The following is a 24,675-nucleotide window of genomic DNA, read 5'->3' as shown; positions in this document are numbered from 1 at the left end:
GGCTTGAACGTAGTGAAAGCCAGCGCCTTTAGACGCTGGTCTAGTACTACGGGCTTATAGCCCGTGAGCAAACCACCCGTTTTACGGGTGGTTCTGATTTATGTAGATATTATGAGTATTTACATCTTCACATTCTTCTGACACGGCATTGAGGCATGTAGCAAGTCGCAGTAAATCAAATTTACAACCAATATAACACTTTCCATTGTGTATATTTAATTTTATTTCTTTTTCATTGTAGAAGCAGTAAGTTTGTCAAAATCAGATTTAAACTCTCGATCCTGAATAATTCGATATTTTTTAAATTCTTCTTTAGCTAAGTTATCCGCCACTTTCTTCGATATTTTCCCTGCGTTAGATAGGATATCATATTCATTAAACTGCAAAAAACTGTCTAGCCTGTAAGACCAATCGTCCATCATCATAAGATTTTTACGTCTTGCTTGATTTTCCGCATAGTCTAGAAACATGCTGACGATATTATTGAGCTCGGATATTTCTTCTTGTAAAAGATAATTTTTAGCTATAACTACATCTGTACTTATGATTTTGCCATCAGGCGCGGTTTTCCATGTAGTTAATCCCATATGGGGCTTGTTATGGTCTGCACGATCAGCAATAATTTCAGCTGCAGTTTTATTGGTAATAGCCCAATGCAATTTATTTTGAACAGTAGCATAAAATTGCTTTGCTTCAATACTATCTTTGTCGTAGTCATAACTACATTGTGCAAAAATATCTGTAATCTTCTGATAAAATCGACGTTCAGATGCACGTATTTCTTTTATACGGGCTAATAATTCATCAAAATAATCTTTTCCAAATTGGCGTCCGTTTTTCAGCATGTCATCATTAAGCACAAACCCTTTGACAATATATTCTTTTAATGTGTCTGTAGCCCACATTCTAAATCTAGTAGCCTCTTTGCTGTTTACTCTATATCCGACAGCAATAATGGCATCTAAATTATAGAATATTACCTGGTAGGTTTTTCCATCTTCTGCAGTATGTGCAATTTTTGCACATACTGAATTTTCATCTAATTCTTGATTAGCAAAAACATTTTTTAAATGTTTGCTTATTACTGTTCTATCTACGCCGAATAGCAATGCAATTTCTTTTTGTGACATCCAGAATGTTTCATCCTTAAATAAAACATTTGTTGTCATATTGTCATTGTCGGATTGATATATGATGATATCGCCTTGTGGTGCAATGCCATCAGGGAAAAAGAAAAACATATAAGCTTCACCTCCTATTATTTATATATAACGAATCATTTATTATTTATGTTTTAATTTCAGGAGTTCTATATACTCAACTGCTTTCTCCATATCCTCCTTACTAATATCTTTTGCTGCAGAGAATAGCATACGAGCACCAGGACGTGTGCGCAAGTACTCAGTGAATTCAGCTACTTCAGCGTCTTTATAGTACTCTTTAGGCGTGTCATCCCAGCCCATTATTAGAGCAGGAGATACATTAAATATTTTGGCTAATCCTTCTATTTTATCTGAAGGTATATTTGTAATTATATTGTTTTCATATTTATATAACGTTTGTTTTGAGACTCCAATCCTATTGCCGACTTCTTCTAGAGTCATTTTATTTTGAATCCTGAGATTTTTGATTTTATCTCCTTTGTTGGGAGTCATTAAATTTACCTCGCTCTAAATATAATCTTCTCCATGAGTCAATATTACACCGTTTTAACTTAATACGCAACATTTTACAAATGATTTTAACATAAATAACTTAATAAGTTACTTTTGCAAAGGAGGTGATGTATTGATTGATGTAAATAAGATAAAATGTTCAATTGTTAGTGCTGAAAAAACTCAAATAAATGTTGTTAAAAGATTAGGGATTACTCCTAAAACGTTTTCTATTAAATTAAAGAAAGGCGTATTTAGATCTGATGAAATTGAGGTTATGATTGATTATCTTTCAACTGAAGCCCATCTATTTATTTTTTTTGCGAAAAAAGCAATCTAATAAGTTACGAATTAAAGGAACAAACGAGTTGAAGGAAAGGAGAGAAAAAATGAAGCCAAATAGTATTTTGAACACAAACCAATATACAAAGGTGGTTATAAAGAGAGAAGACGACGATACCCTTGTTGCCGTTATAACTGATGATAAAGAACCTGTACCAGAGTATGTCGCCGTCTGCACTCCTAATTACAATTAACCTTTTGGTGGATGAGGATCATGTCCGTGACTGTCCTTTTGAGCTATCCGGCCATCTTTATTGTGGATTACTAATTCACTTTTTTGATTGAGACTAGCTTGTCTTCCGTAATCAATCGCCGGTTTCTTTTGGTCGAAGTGTTTAGATGCTCTTGAATTTCCTTCGCCTTTAACATCCCAACCACCGTTTTTAGATGGTACGACATGTTGATTTTTGCCCATATAATCACCTCCCTTCTAAGGTGATTATACAAATATAATTTTAAAAACATACAAAATACTCATGAATTATTCATGAATATAGATAAAAAATTATAAATTAATTTATGAAACTAAAAATATATAATTATTGAGTAGAAGCTTATGAGTCAATTGCTATGCGGCTCGAACGTAGTGAAAGCCAGCGCCTTTAGATGCTGTTCTAGTACTACGGGCTTAGAGTACGTGAGAAAACTATTAGTTTTACGGGTGGTTCTGATTTATATCCGTATTGGCATACTTTCATATTATGTGTACAATCATAGTAATTAGTAATATACATTTATACATGTAGTTTTCAATATGAGAGAAGATTATGGTTTTTAATTATGGTGAGACGTTGCGTATTCGAAGGGATCTATATACGATTTTAGGCAAGATACGCTATATTGATACTCATGGAAAAATTGGGTATGAGTATAAGTTAGTTAGACATAAGAATAATGCAGAGTTTTGGCTCAGTTGGGATAAGAAGCGAGATGCGTACCAGTTTTCCAAGTTGTGTGGAAAAGCACTACCAGCCGATATGAAACTCATAGATAGTGGTTATGAGATGGTAACGGGCACTTGGGGTGAGGTAGACGTAGGTACTACTGATACTGCTAAATATAAAGAGTATGAAAATGCTGATGGTACTGCTACGTTTTCTGTTCAAGAGTGGGCTTTTGAAATGGAATATTCAAAAGGCTTTTACATTAATAAAGAATACGTATCTGTCGAAAAGGATTCAGAGGTAACCGAGTCTATTCTAGATAAAATGGATACGATTAAGAAGCTAAAGTTCATAGGACCAATCGGTTGGATTTTGGGGAACTTACTACTTTATATGCCAATCTTTGATATAAAAATATTGAATGATGTACGGGATGTACTTACCTGGCCTTATATAGTAGCTGGGAGTATAGTCCTTGGTATCATTGTGGTTTGTGCTTTCATTATTTCCAGAACTATGCGTTGATGAAAACACATCGGTTATATAGGAGTCCCTTTCGTGGGGTAAATAAAAGGTCGTAACATGTATTTAATACATATTACGACCTTTTTACTATAGGATTTATTTGTTAGGGGTTAGCTATTAGCTTCAGCTGGTTGAAGTTGTTCAAGTTCAGCTTCTTTAGCATCTAATTCTTTGGCGCCAAAATGAGCCAATACACAGAATGTAATACAAAGAACACATGCTACTAATAAAAGATAGAAACCTGCATTCCAACCAAATTTATCTGCTAAAACACCAAATAGTGTTGTACCTAAGTTTGCACCAACAATGTAACTCATGAATCCACGAAGACCAACAGCAGAACCTACTGCAAATGGTGGTACAATATCCATAGTTTGTACTGAAGCTAAGAATTGAGGAATGTAGATTAAACAACCTACAATAGCAGCGAAGAAAGTAACCCATAAGAGAGACTCGCTTTGCCAATAACCAAATATACAGAAGAAGATAATACTTATAGCAATGATTGCAGGTGGCATGCGATAACCTTTAAAGAATTTATCGGAAATGTAACCTGCAAAAATAGTTGAAGGGATAGCCGCCCATTCAAAGAATAAAAAGGCAACAGACATTTCTGCTTTGGAGAAACCCTTTACTTGTAATAAATAAATTGGAAGCCAAGTAAGCATACCAAAGCGAATCATGTAAACAAAGGTGTCAACTAATGATACATACCAAGCGTTTTTATTTTTTAATACGTATTTTACAAAGATTTCTCTTGTGCTCATATGCGGTGCTTCAGAACTTCTGTGCGCCTTATGAGCTGTGTCGGCGATGATTTCACTTGTTGGTGGTAAGCCTTCACGTTCAGGGCTTTCTTTGATTAAGAAAGAAATGGCAATTGCTATGATAACTGCAATAAGCGCTGGTACACCATAACTCCCTAATTGCCAGTGATCTGTAGTAGTGAAATATAATGCGGCGGCTACGATTGGTGCTACGATACCACCACCGAGATTGTGTGAAATATTCCAGATAGCTCCATAACGGCCACGTTCCTGTTTTGGGTACCATTTAGCTAAGGTGATAAAGGATGGTCCTACACCAAATCCTTGGAAAAAGCCATTTAGTACTACTAAAACTAAGAAGAAGGCGAGACTATCGGCAAAGCTCATAAAGATATTGATAATTGCACAGCAAATGAGACCGAAAGCCATAAACTTGGCAGGACTTGCTTTGTCCGCAAGACTACTCATAAAGCCTTTACTTAAACCATAAGCGATAAGCATACCACTAGATAGCAAACCAATTTCTGTTTTGCTCATATGGAGGATATCTGATAAAAAGTGTGTTGATAAGGCAAAGTTATTACGAACAATATAGTACGCAGCATAACCTATAAAAATACCAATTAATGATTGCAACCTATATTTATAATATAGATTCATAATCATGCTTTGTGGAACTGATGATTTTGCCTCTTTAGGTTGTAGAAATGAAAACATAGTTATTACCTTTCTTTCTTAATAACTAAATCCTATTGCATTGTTAATACTACCATTTCTATAGAATTCATGTAAATGATTTATGAGATAAAAATATTAATTTGTAACTTTAAATTGCTTATTATTAGCTGAAAATGTGTATAGAAAATATTTGAATTATAGACAAGTACTTCTTAATATATTAGATTAAATATATTGGGAGGTTATTATCTATGAAATATTTACGCCGTGAACTTAATCAAGTGGAAAAAGAATATGTAAAACAATTTGGTGAAGATTCTTTAAATCGTGTCATCCTTCATGATCTTGATACAAAGGATAAACAAGAGGTGCAAGATACTATTGATATTCTAAAAGAAGCAATTGCAAAAAATAAACCTCTAGAACAGGTTCCAGAGGATATGTGGAAGCTTATTGAGTTTTAATGTATATGACTAACTATATGAGATGTATAGCCAGTTTTTTAATATAATTATTTGATGGAGACTTGAATGAATTTAAAAGGAATTGTACTAGTTGCGACAGCATTGGTTTCTAATATAGGAATAATAAATGCTGAGCAGATACCCATTCCATCTGTATCAACGCCATTAGGCGCAAAAACTACTCAACTTGATAGAGTACAATCTCAAGAAGTTATGCCTTATTTGGAAAGTAAAGTTACGGGCGAAACAGAATTATCTTATGCTGTTATGTCCGTTGCTAAAAAAACATTTAATGAACAAATGTTGCTACATCGAGAGGTAGAATCACGTATGCACGCTCATATTGAGGAACATAATAGAACAATAAGAAGTGTGCCACAACGAGACCTTATTAAAAATCCTTATACACGAGAAGAAATTGAAAAACAAATTGTAAAGGCCATTAATTTTAGAGAAAGCAGTAAGTATCCAGTTAATGACAAGGAATATTACAATCATATAGATATAAATAAAGTAAATGATTTATCTGGTTTTCCAAAGAAAATACCTTCTTTTGCTAAACAGGTTGATATTCATTTAAAGCCGCCTAAGGCGATTGAAGATGGTCGGTATATTCAAGTTTCTTTTACAGGCAAACCATCAGAACTAAAACCTTATATTCAAGATGCAGAAAGTCATGCTAAGGTTATTATTACTAAGGGTGAGGCTGAACGTGTTTCTATTAAACCGTACGAAGATGTTAAGACGAATTATAGAAAATACTTGTCTACTATATTGCCAAAAGAATGGATTGAAGTAACTAATATATTCAATAATATGTATCAATATAAAATGGCGCTAAGCAATGAGAATATTAAGCGAAAGGTTGATCGTGAGCTCTCTAACCAAATGAATAATCAAATGGTTTTGGACTTAGAGCAAGATACTAGTAAATTAAGTTCTGATAAAGTGTTGCCTAATGATGAAAATAAGACTTTACAGAAAAAATATTTAGGTTACTATTCGTATAAAGAAGTAAAGCGACCATTTAACGCAGAGTACACATTCTACATCTTTAAATTTGATTATTCATATAATATGTTTACTGTTGCAGGCATGGCCGTTAATCCAGAGCAAACTAGAGTCATTTATTTCCTTACTACAGTACAATAAAATAAAAAAGGCACATTGTCATATGAACAGGCTATCTAACAATGAAATAATTTTAGATGGGTGTTCAATACAATGTGCCTTTGTTTTATAGTTTGTAGAGTTCAGGTTTGCGATCTCTAAAAATGTTAATTTTATTGCGAATATCCTCTACTACGGTGAGGTCGATATCTACAGATGAGATGCCCTCCCTAGTGTCCATTTCGAGGAGGTTTGTACCCCATGGATCGTATACAGCGGAGTGACCAGTGCTTTGAACTCGACCTACTGTACCACAGCCGTTGACAGCACATAAGAAGAGTTGGTTTTCAATAGCTCGCACTTCGTTTAATACTTGCCAGTGGCGTAAACGCATAGTAGGCCATTGAGCAGGTACAAATAATAGCTCTGTATTTGATAATGCAGCCATTCTTACGAGCTCAGGGAAGCGAATGTCGTAACAGATAACCGTACTACAAGGAATGCCATCCAATTCAAAATGAGTGGTATGCGTACCGCTAGCGAAGTATTGGTCCTCTTTAGCAGGACTAAATCCGTGCATTTTGGAATACTCTCCTACGAGCTTGCCTTCACGGTTGTAAGCATAGGATGTATTAAATACTAAATCCTCTTTTGCTACGGCTACAGAACCGCCCACAATGTTTACATTGTGTTCTTTTGCGAATGTACTTAATAAAGCTTTTGTTCTTTCTCCATTTCTGTCAGAAATATTGATTAAATCCTTAGATGGATGAAATCCTGTATTCCATGTTTCGGGCAAGACGATAATGTCAGGCTTTTCTGATAGGGCTTGTGAAAGTAATTCTTGGACGCGCGCATAATTGTATTCCACTTCGTTTACATAGACGTCCATTTGTATAAGGCTTAAGCGTTTTTTCATAAGAAATCCTTTGTCTATTGGATAAGCATAATTTTAGAAATATGTATTATAATTAGAATATTAAAGCATTATTGAACGGATTACAATATAGCTCTAAATAATCGTAGAAGTTTTGAATGATTTTAGATACCGAAGATTTATATGAATTTAGATGTTTTGGTGAAATATTATGGAATTAACAGAAGTTATAAACTCTCGTACTAGCGTACGTAAATATAAAGAAACTCAATCAGTAGGGGTCAACATAATTCAGGAGTTAGTATCTCTTGGTATGCGAGCTCCATCGCCTAAAAATCGTCAGCCCTGGCAGGTTATTCATGTGACGACAGTGGAGAAAGAACATTTTGTGAATTTAGGCTTTCAGGTGTTAGAGCAATATAAAGAACATAAGGAACATTTTGGTAGTTTAGAGATTAGTCTTAAGGCTATGCAAACTGCTAGTGACTTGCTATTTGTGTTTAATCCTTATGATCACTTGCCTGACTATACTCGCGTGTGGGAGAAAAGTGACTTACAAGCTATTGGCGCTTTTATAGAACATATTTTATTGGGGGCAAAAGCAATTGGGTTAGGTACACTATGGATGAATGATGTGTATTTTATGCAGTGTGAAAGCAAAACCTTTTTAAATATTCCTCACGATGTACAGGCAATCATTGCTATAGGTATTCCAGATGAAACTATGTATCCTAGACCTCGAAAATCGATTGATGAAGTACTAATAAAGCGTTAATTTTTACTATTCTTCATGGAAATGTTATAATATTCTGTATATAATTGTGTTCTAATAGAGGAGGACCTATGAAACGGATTCCGTTGGTAACACTGTTAGTTTTGGTATTGGCAATGGTTGTGGCAGGTTGTGGATTGCTTTCACAAAAAACAGAACCTACTAGTTCAGTACCGCCTGCAAAAGAAGTTAAGATGGTACATCCAACGGGTATTCCTGTTCTTATGTATCATAAAGTCGGCGACGACAAAGATAATGATGCAGTTATTCGGGAGGATTTGTTTAGAGAACAAATGAAGTTCCTCAAGGATAATGGCTATAATCCATTGACGATGGATCAATTGTATGATTATGTTGTAAATGGTGCTGCGGTGCCTGAAAAACCTGTTGTTTTAACCTTTGATGACGGTTATGCAGATACATATTCTATCGTATATCCAATTATGAAAGAATATGGATTCCCGGCGACTGTATTTATCAATCCTGGCGATGTTGGGACGCGTCTAACTTGGGATCAGGTGCGTGAAATGCACAAAAATGGTATTACTATTTCAAACCATGGTTTCCAACATATAGAAATGGGCCAATTGTCAGAAGCAAAACAAATTGAAAATATTACAAAGGCCCAAGAGGCACTTGCTAAAGAAGTAGGCATTAAGGATAATCCTTGGTTCTGCTATCCATATGGAGATAAAAATGAATTCACCGACTCAGCATCTAAGAAAGCTGGTATTAAAATGGGGCTGGCTATGAAATCTGGCTGGGCTCATACTGGTGATAATCCATATAATATTTTGCGTGTTTGGGTAGGTAATGCGGTGGATATCAAGCATTTTGAAGAACGCATTAGCACTGAACATTTCACTGATTTATAAGGAGAAATACATTGTTCAAAAAGAATTGGGTAAAGTTCATCATTATGGTGTTCTTATTTACCGTTGTCACATCACCCTTCGTGGTGCTCTTTGGACCATTTAATAATGTAAAGCGCGCTGTAATTGGTGCTATCTTACAATCTCGCCATCCTCATTACATTACATGGTTGTTTAATGAAGACGAGTTACAATCTATTTTGGGGACTGTAGGGGTTGTTAAAAGCCAAGATTTGTTCAAGTTTAATGCTCGTGAAGATAAGACTTTAAATCTTGAAAAAATCCAGTCTGCTCGTTATGTAGGCTATATTTTAGAAATTCCTGATCCTCGTCGTATTCAAGTAGGTACAGCGGCTAATATTCAAGAAAAAGGCGATACTACAAGTAATATTGCAAAAATGAATAATGCTGTAGCAGCGATTAATGGCGGTGGTTTCCACGACCCTAATGGTACTGGTACAGGCCGTTTGCCATATGGTTTCATCTTGCATGACGGTGAGTACGTTATCGGTAAGGATGTAGGCCCTGATGAAGACGTAGACTTTGTAGGTTTCTCTAAATCTGGTAATCTTATCGCTGGTAACTATGATAAAACTCAGCTTAGTGATATGAAGGCCATGGAAGGTATTACCTTTGGTCCGCCTCTTATCGTTGATGGTAAGAAGATGATTACCGAAGGTGATGGTGGCTGGGGCGTAGGTCCTCGTACTGCTATCGGTCAAAAGAAAGATGGCACAGTGCTATTCCTTGTAATCGATGGTCGCCAACCAGGGTATTCTATTGGGGCTACCTTGCGTGACGTACAAGATATTCTATTTGAAAAAGGTTGCTACATTGCAGCAAATTTAGATGGCGGTTCTAGTTCAACTTTGTACCTAAATGGTAAAGTCGTAAATAAACCTGCCGATTTGTTAGGGGAACGCATGATCCCAACGGCGTTTATCGTGAAATAGGAGGACAGATGAAACCTTTTACGCGTGTACTGAGCGCCTTTGCGGTAGGTATTCTTCTGCAAGGTGGGGTATACCTATACCTTGATCAATATATGTTTGCGCCGACTACAGAGTTTAACGTAGCAGGCGCATCAAAAGATGATACTAAAAACTTCCCTGATGTGAAGGAAGGCACTAAATATGTATCCTATGACCGTCAATTCATGGCCGTTGTTACAGAAAACTCTTTGAAAATTTACAAGGCTAATGAAAGTACCCCTACGAATATTGATTTGAAGGGGCGTTCGATTAGTTACTTCAACTGGATGCCAGACCGTAACTATGCTATCATGGGTTTATATGACTCCAGAGATGTTGTCATGGCTCGTCTTAATGCGGATGATCCAGAACATGAGGTTGATACGAAACTTGAAGACTTGCCTCGGGGCAGTAAAATCGTAGATGCTGCGTACTCTGAAGCGACGAATGTGGTTTATATGAAGGTAAAAGTTCAAGAACATACATATCGTATTTATCGTACCGATGCTAACTACGATACACGTCGTGTTTACATGCAAGCTACTGATATCGGTCATATCGGCGTATTCTACGATGAGGATAACTTCTTCTACGATAATGTGAGAACTGGGGATGTCTTCATGTTTAATGGCATTGAAGGTGGTTGGCGTGTTATCAACCCTGAAGGGCGCTTCCGCTTTATCGGTGTTGATATGGACAAAACTATCTATATCGCTCGTGTTGATGAGGATAATAATGCATTGACTGTTTACACTGGTAAACTAGGTGTAGGCTTCAATCCAGTTTACAAATACAACCACCCTACTACATTTAATGAGTTGACATTATCAGATGTAAAAAACATCATTAAGAATGGTAGTGAAGAAACTACTAAGGTAACAGAAGATACTACATCTTCTAAATCATCCAATAGTAGTAGTAAAAAGAAATCTTAAGAAAAAGCCTTTATAATGTTCTTTCATTATAAAGGCTTTATTCCTATAATAGTATGTACCCTAAGGATATCTATGAATATATTATTTGTACGCCTTAGTTACATAGGTGATATTTTGCATGCTACACCTGCTGCGCGGTGGATTAAGAAACAGTATCCTGATGCTAAGTTGCATTGGATTGTAACGCCTAGTATGGTAGAGCTTTTACAGGACAATCCCTATGTAGATGAGATAATTCCCTGGGAACGGGATGAATACGAGGCTCATTCTAAAAAACTACATATCCCTACAATGTGGCGCATGTGGTGGGATCTTAAGGCCAAATTAGAACCTTATAAATTTGATGTAGCCATTGATGTACAAGGACGTCTTATAACAGGGTTAGTACTATTAGCTTCAGGAGCCCCCATTAGACTTGGCCTTGGTGGCACAAAAGAGTTGAATTGGTTGTTTACTAACTATAAAACGAAGCCTAGTACAGAACACATGATTAAGCGCTATGTAGAGGTAGCTCAGTTGTTAACAAAGGCTGTTACTGAACATGCAAATTTAGATACATCGCTTAACATAGCTAAATGCGGTGTTGAAAGCAGTTCTCCACTAAATGAATCTAGTGCTAATACGCTGTACCACATGGATTTTCAGGTGCCATCAAATTTACATAGTTGGGCAGAAGAACAGTGGAAAACGATTGATAACGACATTTCTTTGAATCGTGGGGAGGTGGATACACCTCTACGAGTTGGGCTTGTATTAGGCACCTCTTGGGCAACGAAAGAATGGCCTCAGGAAAAATGGTACTCCCTCATTAAATCCCTTCAATATAGAGCAAATTTTGTTTGTTTAGGTGGCCCTAAAGAGGCTACTCAATACAAACCCTTGATGGACTCGCTAACAGATGAGGGCATTGATAAAATTGTACTGAATATGTTAGGGAAAACGACGCTTCAAGAATTAGGGGCTTTAATTGAAAGTTGTGATGTAGTAGTTACTGCTGATACTGGAGCTCTGCATATTGCGTTAGCTTTAAATAAGCCTGTAGTAGCACTCTTTGGCCCTACGGATCCTAAATTATGGGGACCTCTGACGGGAACCTTTAAGGTGCTCGTAAATGATGAATTAGATTGCTTGGGCTGCCGAAAACGACGTTGTCCTAAGCCTGATCAATATTGTATGTCTGGTATTGAACCAGTACGCGTAAAAAAAGCAATTTTTGAATTGATAGGAGATACACATGGCAAAGTTTAAAATCCAAAAAGGTTTATCCGATGCGGATATGATGAAAAATTTTAAGGATACGGAAAATTTTGAAGATACTATGCTCAATATGGAGCGAGATGCTAAGAAGCCAGTAGTTTACCAAAGTCCAAAGCAAAAAGAAGATGCATTTTACCGTGAGTTCTTAACTGAAAAAGTAGAGACTATAATTGGTAAAATGCTCCTTGATATCAAGATGGAGTATTTTAAAGAAGGAGAAGGGGCCTTTTCTATTCAAGTAAAACGGGAAGGTAAAAATATTGTCCTTGAAACTGCGCCTAAAAAGGTTAAGCCTGAGAAGTAATGCGTATAATGGGAACTCTTAAATTTTAAAGATTACGTCAGAGCCTGTCCGTAAATGGACAGGTTCTTTTGTATGTTTATGCATTTAAAAATATCGACTAAGTTATTAATAAAATTGATGAACTCATAAGCATACAGATGTTTATCGAATTACTACATTTATAAATACCGATATATTTTGAAAAGTATTTAATAATAACTAAAAATTATTACGATATAATTTTTAGTTTCTCATTAAAATGAGCAATTACAAAAAAATTAATTTGATTAAACATACATGCTAAACTCTAGTTCCTCTGCAGTTTTTTGTGATATTCATCACGAAAAAATCATCTTTGTATACATGAAATTATGAGTAAATAGCATAATGTGGTTGTTGACAAAGAATTTTATAAGTAGTCTAATATAAGTATGTATTACGATTTTAGCGCGTTTGGCTAGTGTGAGCAGACATCGAAAAAATCGTAAAAAAAATAGGTATGAGATAGTTGCTTGATGAGTGTATAAAGTTACATACACAGACTATTTCGATTTGGAGGATTAACATGGCTAAAAAATTAAGAATTTGCGAAACCGTTCTTCGTGACGGTCATCAATCTATTTTGGCAACACGTATGCGCTACGAACAAATGGAGCCAGTGCTCGGCCTTTTAGATGATATTGGTTATGAAGCTCTTGAATGTTGGGGCGGCGCTACTTATGACAGCTGTCTTCGTTTCTTGAATGAAGATCCATGGGAACGCCTTCGCAAATTGAAAGCTAATTTGAAAAATACCCCATTGCAAATGTTGCTTCGCGGTCAAAATTTGTTGGGCTATAAACACTACTCCGACGACGTAGTAGAAGCATTCTGTAATGCGGCTGTAAAAAATGGTATCGACCGTATCCGTATTTTCGACGCATTGAATGACCCACGCAATATGGAAGCTGCTATTAAGTACTCCAAAAAAGCTGGTGCACACGTTCAATCCGCTATGGTATACACAATTTCTCCAGTTCACACAACTGAAAGCTTCTTGAAAGTAGCTGAAACTTTGGTAGAAATGGGTACTGATTCCCTTTGTATCAAAGATATGTCCGGTTTGTTAGGACCTGCTGATGCATATGATTTGGTTTCTACTTTCAAAAAACGTTTTGGCGAATTGCCAATCGACTTGCATAGCCATTTCACTTGCGGTCTTGCTAGTACTACATACTGGGAAGCTGCTAAAGCTGGCGTAGATATCATCGATACTGCTATCTCTCCATTCGCTCATGCAACTAGCCAACCAGCTACTGAAACTATGATTGAAATGTTCAAAGGTACTGAATGGGATCTTGGTCTTGACCTTGATAAATACATTCCATTAGTTGACCACTTCCGTAAAGTAAAACAACAAATCGCTGAAGAATTCAACTTGAAACCAGCTAGTGATGTAATCCCTGCTGTTCGTCGTTACCAAATTCCTGGCGGTATGTTGTCCAATACTCAAAACCAATTGAACGAAATGGGTATGGGCGATCGCTTCTTTGACGTTATGGATGAAATGCCACGCGTTCGTGAAGACTTGGGTTACCCTCCATTGGTAACTCCAACATCCCAAATCGTTGGTACAATGGCTATGATGAACGTTATGATGGGTGACCGTTACAAAATGGTTCCTAACGAAGTTAAAGATCTTGTTCGTGGTAAATATGGTCAATTACCTGGTACAATTTCTGATGAAATTCGTCAAACTATCATTGGTGATGAACAACCTATTACTTGCCGTCCAGCAGATCTTATCGAACCTGAATTGGAAGGTTACCGTCAAGATTTAGCTTCTAAAGGCTACAATGGCATCACTGACGAAGACGTATTGACTTACGCTATGTTCCCAGAAGTTGCTATTAACTTCTTCGATGCAAATCGTCGTTAATCCAAATTTTAAAAGAGGATTCTTAGGAATCCTCTTTTTTTTGACCATATTTAAACTATCCTCATAGAGAAATAGTATAATTCAGTATATATTTTGTTTTATTAAATGAAGAGATTCAATAGTTGTTTCATTTTTTATATTTTAGCTTTTTTATAAACAGTATAGACGAGTTCCTATTAAAAGGGGAGACTAAGGAACTATGAAATATCAGATATTACCAATTTTCATATCGCCATAAGATACATGGGTGCGTGTGAAAATATAATTTTTACGAAAAGTATTAGATATTAAAAGGGTCGAGATACCTTTGAATAATCGGTCAATTATAAACTACGTATGAAAGAATAGTGAAAAATATGTTGGATATTTGCGTGTTTTACTTGCGTTAAGTTATAAAAATAGCGTAAACTATAGAGAGTATCTACTATTTATGATATTGAGGTAATCCTGTGAATTTACAAATACGAATTTGGATATCCAATGTTGTGCTGTTTGTTGTACCTATTTTAATAGCAATTATTTTATTTTTGCTATATTTTACAGGTTTGCGCATATTGGCCAATGCCGGTTACTATTTGCGTATTGAGCAGGAACAACAGTTTAAAAGTGTCAGTCGAATAACTGAAACCATTACCTTTTATGGGTTAGAAAATGATCTAATTAATAGCTTGGTTAAGCCTAGCTATAGCTTACTTGATCCAAAGGAAGTATATGTTGAAGTACTTGATCAAGGAAGTATGGTGTATAACTACGGTAATCCACAAATCTATAGTGCTTCTGCCATTGTTGGTCTTATTGATGTTAACCCTGAATTACAGGGCATCGTATATCAATCCAATAATACTTTCGTTTATGAAATGAGAAAGTACGATGGACGTCATTCCTATGTATACCATATTGCGATTAGGCGTGCTACTCATGGTAGTGATAGCTTAATGGAATCCGTATCTTTCTATATTATCGTAGTTTCCATATTGCTCTTTATTGTTACATTTTTTGCTATTAACCGATTTGTTACACGATTTATCATGATTCACGTTAAGAATATGACAAAGTCGTTAGAAATGGCGAATCGTCAAATTGAAATGGAACAGGAGCAACAAAAAGAGCTACTCGCTGGTATATCCCATGATATACGAACTCCATTGACGGCTATTAAAGCGTATGCTGAAGGTGTTCGTGATGGTATTGCACCAACGGAAGAGCAACAAAAAAGATACATGGGAATTATTTTGAAACGGGCCAATGATTTAGATTCTATGTTAGAGGAACTATTCCTCATAACAACATTGAACTATAAAAAAGAATCTCGTCCATCTGAACGAATTGAATTAGGTCAGTTTGTACGTGACTTTGTAGAAGATCATTTAGCTCCGTATCAATCGAAGGGACTTGAGATTAAGGCCCGTATAGCTACGGAAACACCTTTTATCAATGCTAACCCACAATTGTTACAACGTGTTTTGCAGAATGTGTTGAACAATAGTGCTAAGTATAAAATGACCGATATTGGTCATTGCGTCATAGATGTAACGAGTGATGATGATTTTGTATACTGTGTCATCAGTGATGATGGACCAGGTGTGCCGCCAGAATCTCTAGAGCGTCTGATGCGCCCATTCTATCGTGTAGATTCGTCTCGTACGAATCCTCAAGAAGGTAGTGGCCTAGGATTGTCGATTATCCGTCGAATTATGGAAATCTTTGAAGGCCGAGTTATGATTGAAAATGTAAGGCCACATGGTCTACGTATTATATTAGAGTTTCCTAAGCAAGGAGAAGAATCATGAGTGAACATATCTTAATTATTGAAGACGATTTGGATATTGCCAATATTGAGCGTGATTATTTAATGGTGGCGGGCTATGATGTAACGATTATGACTAATGGTACAGATGGCATTGAAGCAGCATTAAATACTCCTGTAGACCTTATTATCCTTGATGTTATGTTGCCAGAAATGGATGGCTTTGAAGTTTGTCGTCAAATTCGTGACAAAGTTCGTGTACCAATCGTTATGGTAACTGCGCGTCTTGATGATATCGACAAAATCCGTGGCTTAGGCGTAGGCGCTGATGATTATATTGAAAAGCCATTCTCTCCATCTGTATTGATTGCGAAGATTAAAGCTATGTTGGCGCAATATAAACGTTTAACAGAGCGCGATGCAATGGAAACAAACGCTATTCAATCCGGTGAAATCCGTCTCGACCCTAAAATGATGAAAGTATGGGTGAATGAAAAAGAGGTTCATCTTAAAAAGAAAGAATTCCAGTTGTTAGAGTTCTTGATGCGTAACCGTGATATTGTATTTAGCAAAGAAGAATTGTATTCTCGTGTATGGGGACTTGACTCCTATGGTGATTATGCAACTGTAGCGGTTCATATTAATCGTTTACGTGAAGAAATTGAGGATAATCCATCCGATAGTAAGCATATTATTACAGTGTGGGGTGTAGGGTATAAATTCGTTTAGTATCGAGAATATGCATTCACATTATACTCACGTTGTTCGTGGCTGTTGATTAGATATGACTTTATAGAGATTTTATTATAGAGATATAATCAAAGGTTTAAGAATTGTTTATATAGTTACTTTGATAGTTTAGATATTCCATGTATACTTATTTAAGTAAGGCTGACTATGACTCTAGATAAGTAATATTTTAACTTCTCTCTCTTAATAAGTTCTCTCTAAAGCTTATCTAGATCACATATACTCTCTCTCTCAACAGTCCTTACACTCTCAAACTATATGCATAAAGGGCATTTGCTAGCGACGGCTAGTAAATGCCCTTTATGTTTTTTAGATTTTAGATATTTGAATACATTCTATACAGCTTCTTTCAGGATTCTAGGTATTTATCTAGTGGAGGATATACGGTTATAATAATTATACTTTCATAAGAAAAGTTATAAATTGATATCTTGCATTGTAAAAGCAGGCGTACTATAATAGGTTCATCAAAATCAATTTTATAAAATTAATTTTGAGATGATTTGAATTAGTGTGAGACGTGGCGTATTTATAAAGTATCATAATTATATGATTTATGATTTGATTCTTATTTTAACTTTTATAATCATCATTAAGATGTTATGGGTGATGTAGAAGAATATTAAGAAGAATATAAGGAGATCTACATGACATTTTCAAAATATAAGAAAACAGTAATTGCGTGTATTCTTGCTTTGGGTATTGGGGTAGGCGGAGGATACTATTTCTTTGGCAGCCCTGTTAATACGCAACCAACAAACGTGAGAGAACAAACTAAACAGACTAAGCCTATTACTGAAGCGCGTAATACCTATGTAGTGCAAGCGGCTAAAGAATCTGGGCCAGCTGTAGTAGGGATTACAACACAAGTATTTCAAAAGGATATATTTAACCGTACAATCTATGCTGGAGAAGGTGTCGGATCTGGTGTACTTATCGATAATGATGGACATATTGTAACCAATAAACATGTGGTAGCAGGGGCTAGAAATGGGGAGGTTACAGTATCATTGTCTGATGGCAGTACGGTGACGGGGACTGTTATAGGTTCAGATTCACAGACGGACTTAGCAGTTGTAAAAATTAAACCTCCAAAAGATATTAAACCTATCAAAATTGGTGACTCTGACTCCTTGCAAGTGGGGGAGCCAGCTATTGCTATTGGCAATCCTTTAGGTCTTGAGTTTAAAGGTTCAGTTACCTCTGGTGTTATTAGTGCCTTAGCACGTACAATTGATGATCAAGGTCAACGATTCCCATTGATTCAAACTGATGCAGCCATTAATCCAGGTAACTCAGGTGGTGCGCTTATTAATGCAGATGGTGAGTTAATTGGTATCAATAGCTCTAAAATCTCTAAAGAGGGAATTGAAGGTATGGGCTTTGCTATTCCAATTAATTCTGCGATGACAATTGTTGATTCTATTATTAAAAATGGTAAGGTCATTCGCCCTTATATTGGGGTGTGGGCTGTAGACCGTCAAACTGCAGCGCGCAATAATGTAACCTATGAAGGTGATGGACTTCTTGTTGTTCAACTTGATCCTAATGGTCCTGCTGCACAAGCTGGTCTCGTAGAAGGGGATACGATTGCACAAATTGATGGTAAAGATATTACTACATTACTTGAATTAAAAGAACAAATTGATGCTAAGAGCCCTGGAGATACAATTTTGGTATCCTATACTCATAACGGCAAAATGAAGAGTGCACAGCTTAAATTAGGGGAAGCGTCTTCAAATTAGAATCTAGTAAATAAAACTTAATTAAGTATTCCAATAATGCACTAATTTCTTTTGTAGTGTTAGAAAATCCTCATCTTTTAGATGAGGATTTTTAGTTATAATAGGGTGCTTTAATAGATTTTGTATAAAAAATACCATAAATAAGAAAATTTTTTTGAAAAAATTTTTCCCTATAAACGCAGAAATTAACTGTGTTTATAGATTAGAAATAAGAAAAAATATATTAAATTTCAATATTTTTTTACAAAGTACCTTGCGTTCCGAGGTACCTTATGTTATTATGTATTTGTCAGTACATGATAGTGACCGTAAGAGAGCTTTCACATTGGCAGGCAAGCACAGCCTAAAAGGGAGGAACTATGCAAGTTCAATTAAAAAAAGGTGTTATGGACATGCTGGTGCTAGCATTATTAACACAAAATGATCGTTACGGATACGAAATCGTAAGCACCATTTCGGAATATATTGAAATATCTGAAGGAACGATATATCCATTGTTTAACAGACTGAAAAAAGAAAAGTATGTTGAAACGTATTTAAAGGAGTCTTCTACAGGCCCATCACGGAAATACTATCATATCACGAACGAAGGCCGTGCAGCATATAACAAGATGCGTCAAGAATGGGATGATTTTTCTGGTGTTATCAATATGCTGTTGAAAGGAGTCGATAATAATGAACAAAAATAGCTTTTTGGATGCATTGCGTAATATATTTAAAAAAGCGCGTGTTGCAGATGTAGAGAGTATTATAGAGGTTTATGAAGAGCATTTTGCGGTAGGTTATGAAAAAGGGCTTACCGATAGTGAGATCATTAAATCCTTAGGGTCTCCAGAGGAAATATATGCATCCTACGTAGATGCAGGTATTATTACTGACACAATGAATCAAGATGGTAGTGAAAGTAAATCCGTTAATATGCAGGAAATTTATGCACGATTTGATGATTATAAAGAGCGTCTTTTACCTCAATTACCGGGGATGGCTAAAAAAGCATCTAAGACTTTGCTCTCTATTGGAAGTGCCTTATCCTATATTGTAGGTGCTCTTATATTCATTATTACACCGGCTATCTTGTTCTTACTAGGTAGCTCATGGCAACCATTTGAGAATGTTACTGCATTTCCAGTATTGTCCATTGTAACTTTAGTGGCACTTGGGGGTGTAGGTTTATTTGGTGGACTTACATGCGTCTTTGTTGGTACAGAGCTTCGTGGCGTACGTGAACGTTATTTCCGCAATTTAAATTAAGGAGGACCTATGAGACGTATTATAATTACAGCAATTTTAACAGTAATCTGTGCTGTTGGAGCATGTACATCTTTTGCTGTTAATGATTTACCTAATTTTGGTGAATGGATGAAAACGAATGAACAACAGTTTAGAAAACCACATAGACATGATGGTCCTAATCAGTATATGGATAAACATATGATGGATAGAAATAATCATATGATGCCTCAAGATAGTATGGGGCCAAATAATGGCCAACATATGCACCAAAATGGTCAAAATCAAATGATGCCTCAAGATGGTATGGGACCAAATAGTGGTCAGCATATGCACTCAAATGGTCAAATGCCTCCGCAAGGTCAAATGCCTATGCAAGGCCAACCACCTCAACAACCTAATGGCAATGCACCACAACAACAAACTGATCAAGGTGCACCGCAAACTACACAAAACTAATGATACTTTATGAGTTCATTTCTCTCATAAGATATAGAGAACGTGGTCATGAAAGTGCATTCATGGCCACCATAGAGTCACACACTCTATGTGATACATTCGTATCAGAATCTCTCTCTTACACACAATAACTACACACAAACAAAAAGAGCTCCTTAGCGAAGGAGCTCTTTTTGTATCTATTTATAAATATTAGATAGTACTTGATGGTTTGGGAATATATTATTAACTTCTCAATGAAAAACGACCTATACATGTATATAGGTCGTTAAAAAATTATTTGATATGTTTAGAGCCACGTTCTGTCATAGCTACGCCGTCTTTGCAAAGAGGGCATTCTTCAGGTTTATAAGTTGGAACTTCAAGATTAAGTAATGCTTGTACCTTTTCGTGAGGTACACCGAATTCTGCTTTACCCCCAGAACGGTTAACAAGAAGGCCTACACCTACGATTTCACCACCGGATTGGTTTACCACATTTACTACTTCTTGTACAGAACCACCAGTAGTTACGATATCTTCAACGATAAGTACTCTTGTGCCTGGCTCGATTTTAAAGCCACGACGTAATGTCATAATGCCTTTTTCGCGTTCTGTGAAGATAGCACGGGTGCCAAGCGCTTTACCTACTTCGTGAGCAAGTAAGATGCCACCGGTCATAGGTCCAATAACAAGTTCCACATTTTGATCGCGGAAGCGTTCAGCTAATTCTTTACAAAGTTTTTCTGTATATTTTGGATGTTGTAATACATTAAATTTTTCAACGTACATTGGACTGTGGAGACCAGATGTCAAAAGGAAGTGACCTTCTAAAATAGCTTGAGTGTCGATCAGTAATTGTTTTACTTCTTGTTCTGTCATCATTTGGATACTTTCTCCATTTCTTCAATAATTAAACGAACCGCTTCACGAGGGTTTTCGGCTTGTGTAATAGGTCGACCGATAACAAGGCGAGATGCTCCATCTTGTAGTGCACTAGCTGGTGTAGCAACCCGTTTTTGGTCGTCTGTTGTTGCAAAGGAAGGGCGAATACCAGGGGTAACGATGAGGAAGTCATCGTCACATGCTTCACGAATCATTTTGGCTTCTAATGCGGAACATACAACACCATCCATACCACAGTCTTTAGCGAGTTTTGCAAGGCGAATGACTTGGTCGGAAATTGGTAGCTGACCACCAATAGCAGTCCAAGATTCATCGTCAAAGCTAGTTAATGCGGTGATGGCTAATAATTTTGGGCGTTCCACGCCTAGTTCTTTGCCACTCTCATGAGCTGCCTCAACAGCAGCTTTCATCATGACAGGACCACCTTGACCATGTAAAGTAATTAAACTAGCACCGAGACGTGTTAAGGAAGCTACGCCATGGGCTACGGTATTTGGAATGTCGTGCAATTTCAAATCAAGAAATACTTGTTTGTTTTGCTCCTGTAAAAAACGAATTGTTTTTGCTCCTTCGGCGTAGAATAGCTCCATGCCGACCTTGTAAAAGCTAACCGAATCACCGAGGGATAATACGATTTCTTTCACTGCATCCATCGTGGATACGTCAAGGGCAACGATTAATCTGTCATCTGCCATGTTGCAACCTCCATACTACATACATATCTAAATAATTTTCACATACTGAGGGCCTATCTGTCAATTAAAATTGGTGTGAATGAGGTGATTATTGGTCACCTTTGAACAGTAGATTATAGTCTATTTCATGCTATAATAAGTAGAGTAAATGAATATAATTCTTATATATAGATTTTGAAAGGAGTCCTATGTTAGATTTTGTTGCATTAGACTTTGAAACAGCAAATAAATTTAAAAATAGCGCGTGCTCCTTGGCGGTTATTACCGTAAAGGACGGACAAATTACCAAAAAGGCATATAGCCTCATCAAGCCTCCGTTTATGAGTTTTGATGATGAATGTATTGAAATTCATGGTATCCAACCGAAGGATGTTCTTCATGAAAAGACCTTTGATGAGTTGTGGAATGCCATTTATGAAAACCATTTAAAAGGGAATATTATGGTGGCTCACAATGCGAAATTCGATATGAACGTATTGCGTGCTACTTTAGATTATTATAAAATCCCTTGGCCAGAACTAGATTATGCATGTACAGTTAAACTTTCACGTGCGGTATGGCCTGATTTAGTTAATCATAAGTTGAATACAATGGCCGCATATATTGGAGTTGAGTTTAAACATCACTATGCACTGGATGATGCAGAGACTTGTGCAAAGGTTGTATTAGAAGCTGCTAAGTTGAAAGGCGTTAATAGTTTACCAGATTTATTAAAGACTACAGGCGTACCGTTAGAACCATTCATTGATGATAAAAATCGCTCTGCTCAAGATGCATTACATAAAGAGCCAGAACCAGAACAAATGTCGTTCTTTTAGTAAGGAGAGGTACTATGTTGGGGAAAGAATTATTAGCTTATGTAGATCATACATTATTGCGTCCTACAGCTACATGGGATGATATTAAAGAAGTTTGTGAGGATGGTATAAGGTATAAAACCGCATCTGTTTGTATTCCTCCAGATTTTGTAGCATCTGCCCATGAAGCATATCCAGAACTTAACATATGTACCGTTATCGGCTTCCCTTTAGGATATGAAACAACAGAGGTAAAGGTGGCAGAAACGAAACAGGCTATTGAAGAGGGCGCTTCTGAAATTGATATGGTTATTAATCTTGGAGATGTAAAGCAAGGTGATTTTGAAGCGGTAACTAGCGAAATTGAGGCGCTTAAGAAGGCTTGTGGTGATAAAATTTTAAAAGTTATTATCGAAACTTGTTATCTTACAGATTCTGAAAAGGTGGCGCTTTGTAAATGTATTACAAATGGTGGCGCAGACTATATTAAAACATCTACTGGATTTGGTAGCGGCGGTGCAAGCCTTGAAGATATTAGACTCTTTAAAAAGCATATTGGTCCTAATGTACAGATTAAGGCTGCAGGTGGTATTCGCTCTATTACGGATATGAAAGCCTATATTGCAGAAGGTTGTAGCCGAATTGGAGCCAGTGCAGCTGTAGAGTTACTAAAGAATCACTTGAACGAAGAAGTATAATAGAAAACCACCTAGGCTATGCTTAGGTGGTTTCTTAGAATGGCGGTGTAACTATGCGTATGTATGATATTATTCTGAAGAAAAGGGCGAACTTGCCGTTAACAGATGAGGAAATCCGCTTTGTCATAGATGGTTATGTAAAGGGGGAAATCCCTGATTACCAAGTGAGTGCGCTCTTGATGACCATAGTTTTTAATGGTATGAATGCTCGCGAACTAGGAACTTTGACCTTGGCTATGGCTCAATCAGGTAATATGGTAGACTTGTCAAATATTGATGGGATTACCGTAGATAAACATAGTACAGGCGGCGTGGGAGATAAGACAACACTTATTATTGCACCTCTCGTAGCCGCTTCTGGCGGCAAGGTGGCTAAGATGTCTGGACGTGGACTTGGTCATACAGGTGGCACTATTGATAAGATGGAATCTATTCCAAATTTAAAGGTATCTTTAGAGCAAGATGCTTTTATCAATCAAGTTAATAAAATTGGTCTTGCTGTTATTGGTCAGTCGGAAGGGCTTGCACCTGCTGATAAAAAGCTATATGCTTTGCGCGATGTGACGGGAACTGTTGATAGTATCCCTCTTATTGCATCCTCTGTTATGAGCAAAAAATTGGCTTCTGGTGCTCAAGCAATTTTGTTAGATGTAAAGGTTGGCAGTGGTGCCTTTATGAAAAACATAGAGGATGCTCGTGAATTGGCTAAAGCAATGGTAGATATTGGAAAGGAAAATGGCCGTTCAGTTAAGGCTATTTTGACGGATATGGATCGACCGCTAGGCCATGCTATTGGAAATGCGTTGGAGATTCGCGAGGTTATTGATACGTTGAAAGGTCATGGTCCAGAAGATTTAACGCATGAATGTATTATCATGGCTGCCCACATGCTCGTATTGAGTCATATATGCGACTATGAAACGGCTCTCAGTCGTGTGCAAGAGGCACTCGACTCTGGTGCCGCATTAGAACGATTGCGTATGATGATTGATGCTCAAGATGGCGACAGCCGAGTTATTGATGATGAAAGCCTATTAGCCATTGGCAAATTCACCTATGATGTTACAGCGCCTCAAGACGGTTATATTACCCATATGAATACAGAACAATGCGGGATTGCATCCGTTATGCTTGGAGCCGGTCGCACTGTTAAGGATGGTCCTATCGATTATAGTGCGGGCATCTTGATGCACAAGAAAACAGGCGACTCAGTTACAGTAGGTGAATGTATAGCTACCTTGTATGCTTCTGATGAGAGCTTGCTTTCTAATGCTGCAAAGACATATTTAGAGGCGATTACCTTTGGCGAAACTGCACCAATCATGGCGGATACGATTCTTGATATAGTGGAATGAGGAG

General features: G+C 36.8%; 27 protein-coding genes. 20 read left to right on the top strand and 7 right to left on the bottom strand.

Annotated elements, in window-relative coordinates; genetic code table 11:
• Positions 1-221: 221 nt before the first annotated feature.
• Together KH286_RS08590 and KH286_RS08585 are read right to left on the bottom strand one after the other, a co-directional pair.
• Positions 222-1,241, bottom strand: coding sequence for a virulence RhuM family protein (locus KH286_RS08590; protein ID WP_004698360.1), 1,020 nt, complete (start codon positions 1,239-1,241; stop codon positions 222-224).
• 42 nt (positions 1,242-1,283) lie between these two features.
• A complete protein-coding gene (locus tag KH286_RS08585) occupies positions 1,284-1,655 on the bottom strand; it encodes a helix-turn-helix domain-containing protein (protein ID WP_038150527.1) in 372 nt (123 codons plus the stop codon).
• Positions 1,656-1,788: 133 nt separating this feature from the next.
• On the opposite strand from KH286_RS08585, the gene KH286_RS08580 reads away from it, so the two are divergent.
• Complete coding sequence (locus tag KH286_RS08580) at positions 1,789-1,995, top strand: hypothetical protein (protein WP_004698318.1); 207 nt, start codon at positions 1,789-1,791, stop codon at positions 1,993-1,995.
• 192 nt (positions 1,996-2,187) lie between these two features.
• On the opposite strand, the gene KH286_RS08575 is transcribed toward KH286_RS08580, so the two are convergent.
• Positions 2,188-2,412 (bottom strand): DUF2188 domain-containing protein, encoded by a 225-nt coding sequence (locus KH286_RS08575; protein WP_004698366.1) that lies wholly within the window; start codon positions 2,410-2,412, stop codon positions 2,188-2,190.
• Between the two features lie 352 nt (positions 2,413-2,764).
• Between KH286_RS08575 and KH286_RS08570 the strand changes: the two genes are divergently transcribed.
• On the top strand, positions 2,765-3,406 hold the full coding sequence (locus KH286_RS08570; protein ID WP_004698321.1) for a DUF4178 domain-containing protein: 642 nt from the start codon (positions 2,765-2,767) through the stop codon (positions 3,404-3,406).
• 110 nt (positions 3,407-3,516) lie between these two features.
• Here KH286_RS08570 and pgtP read toward each other — a convergent pair whose 3' ends face one another.
• Positions 3,517-4,890 (bottom strand): phosphoglycerate transporter PgtP, encoded by a 1,374-nt coding sequence (pgtP, locus tag KH286_RS08565; RefSeq protein WP_004693689.1) that lies wholly within the window; start codon positions 4,888-4,890, stop codon positions 3,517-3,519.
• Between the two features lie 212 nt (positions 4,891-5,102).
• On the opposite strand from pgtP, the gene KH286_RS08560 reads away from it, so the two are divergent.
• Positions 5,103-5,315 carry a hypothetical protein gene (locus tag KH286_RS08560; RefSeq protein ID WP_004698357.1) on the top strand — a complete coding sequence of 71 codons (213 nt, stop codon included), beginning with the start codon at positions 5,103-5,105 and terminating at the stop codon, positions 5,313-5,315.
• A gap of 66 nt (positions 5,316-5,381) precedes the next feature.
• A complete protein-coding gene (locus KH286_RS08555; protein WP_004698384.1) occupies positions 5,382-6,467 on the top strand; it encodes a hypothetical protein in 1,086 nt (361 codons plus the stop codon).
• An 85-nt stretch (positions 6,468-6,552) separates the two neighbouring features.
• Here the strand turns inward: KH286_RS08555 and KH286_RS08550 are convergent, their stop codons facing one another.
• Positions 6,553-7,344 (bottom strand): carbon-nitrogen family hydrolase, encoded by a 792-nt coding sequence (locus tag KH286_RS08550; protein WP_004698326.1) that lies wholly within the window; start codon positions 7,342-7,344, stop codon positions 6,553-6,555.
• 169 nt (positions 7,345-7,513) lie between these two features.
• Between KH286_RS08550 and KH286_RS08545 the strand changes: the two genes are divergently transcribed.
• The 13 genes from KH286_RS08545 (at position 7,514) to KH286_RS08485 (ending at position 20,241) form a co-directional block, all read left to right on the top strand.
• On the top strand, positions 7,514-8,077 hold the full coding sequence (locus tag KH286_RS08545; protein WP_004698371.1) for a nitroreductase family protein: 564 nt from the start codon (positions 7,514-7,516) through the stop codon (positions 8,075-8,077).
• A gap of 68 nt (positions 8,078-8,145) precedes the next feature.
• Positions 8,146-8,949: a polysaccharide deacetylase family protein gene (locus KH286_RS08540; RefSeq protein ID WP_004698353.1), complete on the top strand. Its 804-nt coding sequence runs from the start codon at positions 8,146-8,148 to the stop codon at positions 8,947-8,949.
• Positions 8,950-8,960: 11 nt separating this feature from the next.
• Positions 8,961-9,899: a phosphodiester glycosidase family protein gene (locus tag KH286_RS08535; protein ID WP_004693677.1), complete on the top strand. Its 939-nt coding sequence runs from the start codon at positions 8,961-8,963 to the stop codon at positions 9,897-9,899.
• 8 nt (positions 9,900-9,907) lie between these two features.
• Positions 9,908-10,852, top strand: a complete 945-nt coding sequence (locus KH286_RS08530) for a hypothetical protein (RefSeq protein ID WP_101928966.1) — start codon at positions 9,908-9,910, stop codon at positions 10,850-10,852.
• A 72-nt stretch (positions 10,853-10,924) separates the two neighbouring features.
• Positions 10,925-12,100 carry a glycosyltransferase family 9 protein gene (locus KH286_RS08525; RefSeq protein ID WP_101928967.1) on the top strand — a complete coding sequence of 392 codons (1,176 nt, stop codon included), beginning with the start codon at positions 10,925-10,927 and terminating at the stop codon, positions 12,098-12,100.
• Complete coding sequence (locus KH286_RS08520) at positions 12,087-12,413, top strand: hypothetical protein (RefSeq protein WP_101928968.1); 327 nt, start codon at positions 12,087-12,089, stop codon at positions 12,411-12,413. Before KH286_RS08525 ends, KH286_RS08520 begins: the two co-directional genes overlap by 14 nt.
• Positions 12,414-12,957: 544 nt before the next feature.
• Complete coding sequence (locus tag KH286_RS08515; protein WP_008602782.1) at positions 12,958-14,310, top strand: pyruvate carboxylase subunit B; 1,353 nt, start codon at positions 12,958-12,960, stop codon at positions 14,308-14,310.
• Positions 14,311-14,759: 449 nt separating this feature from the next.
• Positions 14,760-16,100 carry a sensor histidine kinase gene (locus KH286_RS08510; RefSeq protein WP_077708186.1) on the top strand — a complete coding sequence of 447 codons (1,341 nt, stop codon included), beginning with the start codon at positions 14,760-14,762 and terminating at the stop codon, positions 16,098-16,100.
• Positions 16,097-16,786: a response regulator transcription factor gene (locus KH286_RS08505; RefSeq protein ID WP_004693664.1), complete on the top strand. Its 690-nt coding sequence runs from the start codon at positions 16,097-16,099 to the stop codon at positions 16,784-16,786. Before KH286_RS08510 ends, KH286_RS08505 begins: the two co-directional genes overlap by 4 nt.
• Positions 16,787-17,454: 668 nt before the next feature.
• Complete coding sequence (locus KH286_RS08500; RefSeq protein WP_024061350.1) at positions 17,455-18,552, top strand: S1C family serine protease; 1,098 nt, start codon at positions 17,455-17,457, stop codon at positions 18,550-18,552.
• Positions 18,553-18,911: 359 nt separating this feature from the next.
• Complete coding sequence (locus tag KH286_RS08495) at positions 18,912-19,241, top strand: PadR family transcriptional regulator (RefSeq protein WP_004693657.1); 330 nt, start codon at positions 18,912-18,914, stop codon at positions 19,239-19,241.
• Positions 19,228-19,803 carry a DUF1700 domain-containing protein gene (locus KH286_RS08490; protein ID WP_024061349.1) on the top strand — a complete coding sequence of 192 codons (576 nt, stop codon included), beginning with the start codon at positions 19,228-19,230 and terminating at the stop codon, positions 19,801-19,803. The genes KH286_RS08495 and KH286_RS08490 overlap by 14 nt, the downstream gene beginning before the upstream one ends.
• A 9-nt stretch (positions 19,804-19,812) precedes the next feature.
• Positions 19,813-20,241 carry a hypothetical protein gene (locus KH286_RS08485; protein ID WP_024061348.1) on the top strand — a complete coding sequence of 143 codons (429 nt, stop codon included), beginning with the start codon at positions 19,813-19,815 and terminating at the stop codon, positions 20,239-20,241.
• Between the two features lie 276 nt (positions 20,242-20,517).
• On the opposite strand, the gene pyrE is transcribed toward KH286_RS08485, so the two are convergent.
• Positions 20,518-21,105, bottom strand: a complete 588-nt coding sequence (gene pyrE / locus KH286_RS08480) for an orotate phosphoribosyltransferase (RefSeq protein ID WP_004698369.1) — start codon at positions 21,103-21,105, stop codon at positions 20,518-20,520.
• A complete protein-coding gene (gene pyrF / locus KH286_RS08475; RefSeq protein WP_008715622.1) occupies positions 21,102-21,821 on the bottom strand; it encodes an orotidine-5'-phosphate decarboxylase in 720 nt (239 codons plus the stop codon). Before pyrF ends, pyrE begins: the two co-directional genes overlap by 4 nt.
• 188 nt (positions 21,822-22,009) lie before the next feature.
• On the opposite strand from pyrF, the gene KH286_RS08470 reads away from it, so the two are divergent.
• From KH286_RS08470 to KH286_RS08460, 3 genes are read left to right on the top strand one after another with little or no spacing between them, the layout of a single operon-like run.
• The gene (locus tag KH286_RS08470; RefSeq protein ID WP_008715623.1) at positions 22,010-22,639 is read left to right on the top strand and encodes a 3'-5' exonuclease; all 630 of its coding nucleotides are present in this window, start codon (positions 22,010-22,012) and stop codon (positions 22,637-22,639) included.
• Between the two features lie 14 nt (positions 22,640-22,653).
• Positions 22,654-23,316, top strand: a complete 663-nt coding sequence (gene deoC, locus KH286_RS08465) for a deoxyribose-phosphate aldolase (RefSeq protein WP_004698377.1) — start codon at positions 22,654-22,656, stop codon at positions 23,314-23,316.
• A 53-nt stretch (positions 23,317-23,369) separates the two neighbouring features.
• Positions 23,370-24,671 carry a pyrimidine-nucleoside phosphorylase gene (locus KH286_RS08460; protein ID WP_021147799.1) on the top strand — a complete coding sequence of 434 codons (1,302 nt, stop codon included), beginning with the start codon at positions 23,370-23,372 and terminating at the stop codon, positions 24,669-24,671.
• Positions 24,672-24,675 lie beyond the last annotated feature (4 nt).

The sequence above is a fragment of the Veillonella parvula genome (assembly GCF_018378075.1).
Lineage (GTDB): Bacteria > Bacillota > Negativicutes > Veillonellales > Veillonellaceae > Veillonella > Veillonella parvula_K.
The sequence above is the reverse complement of the archived record's forward strand: the minus strand, read 5'-3'. Positions and strand labels throughout refer to the sequence as shown.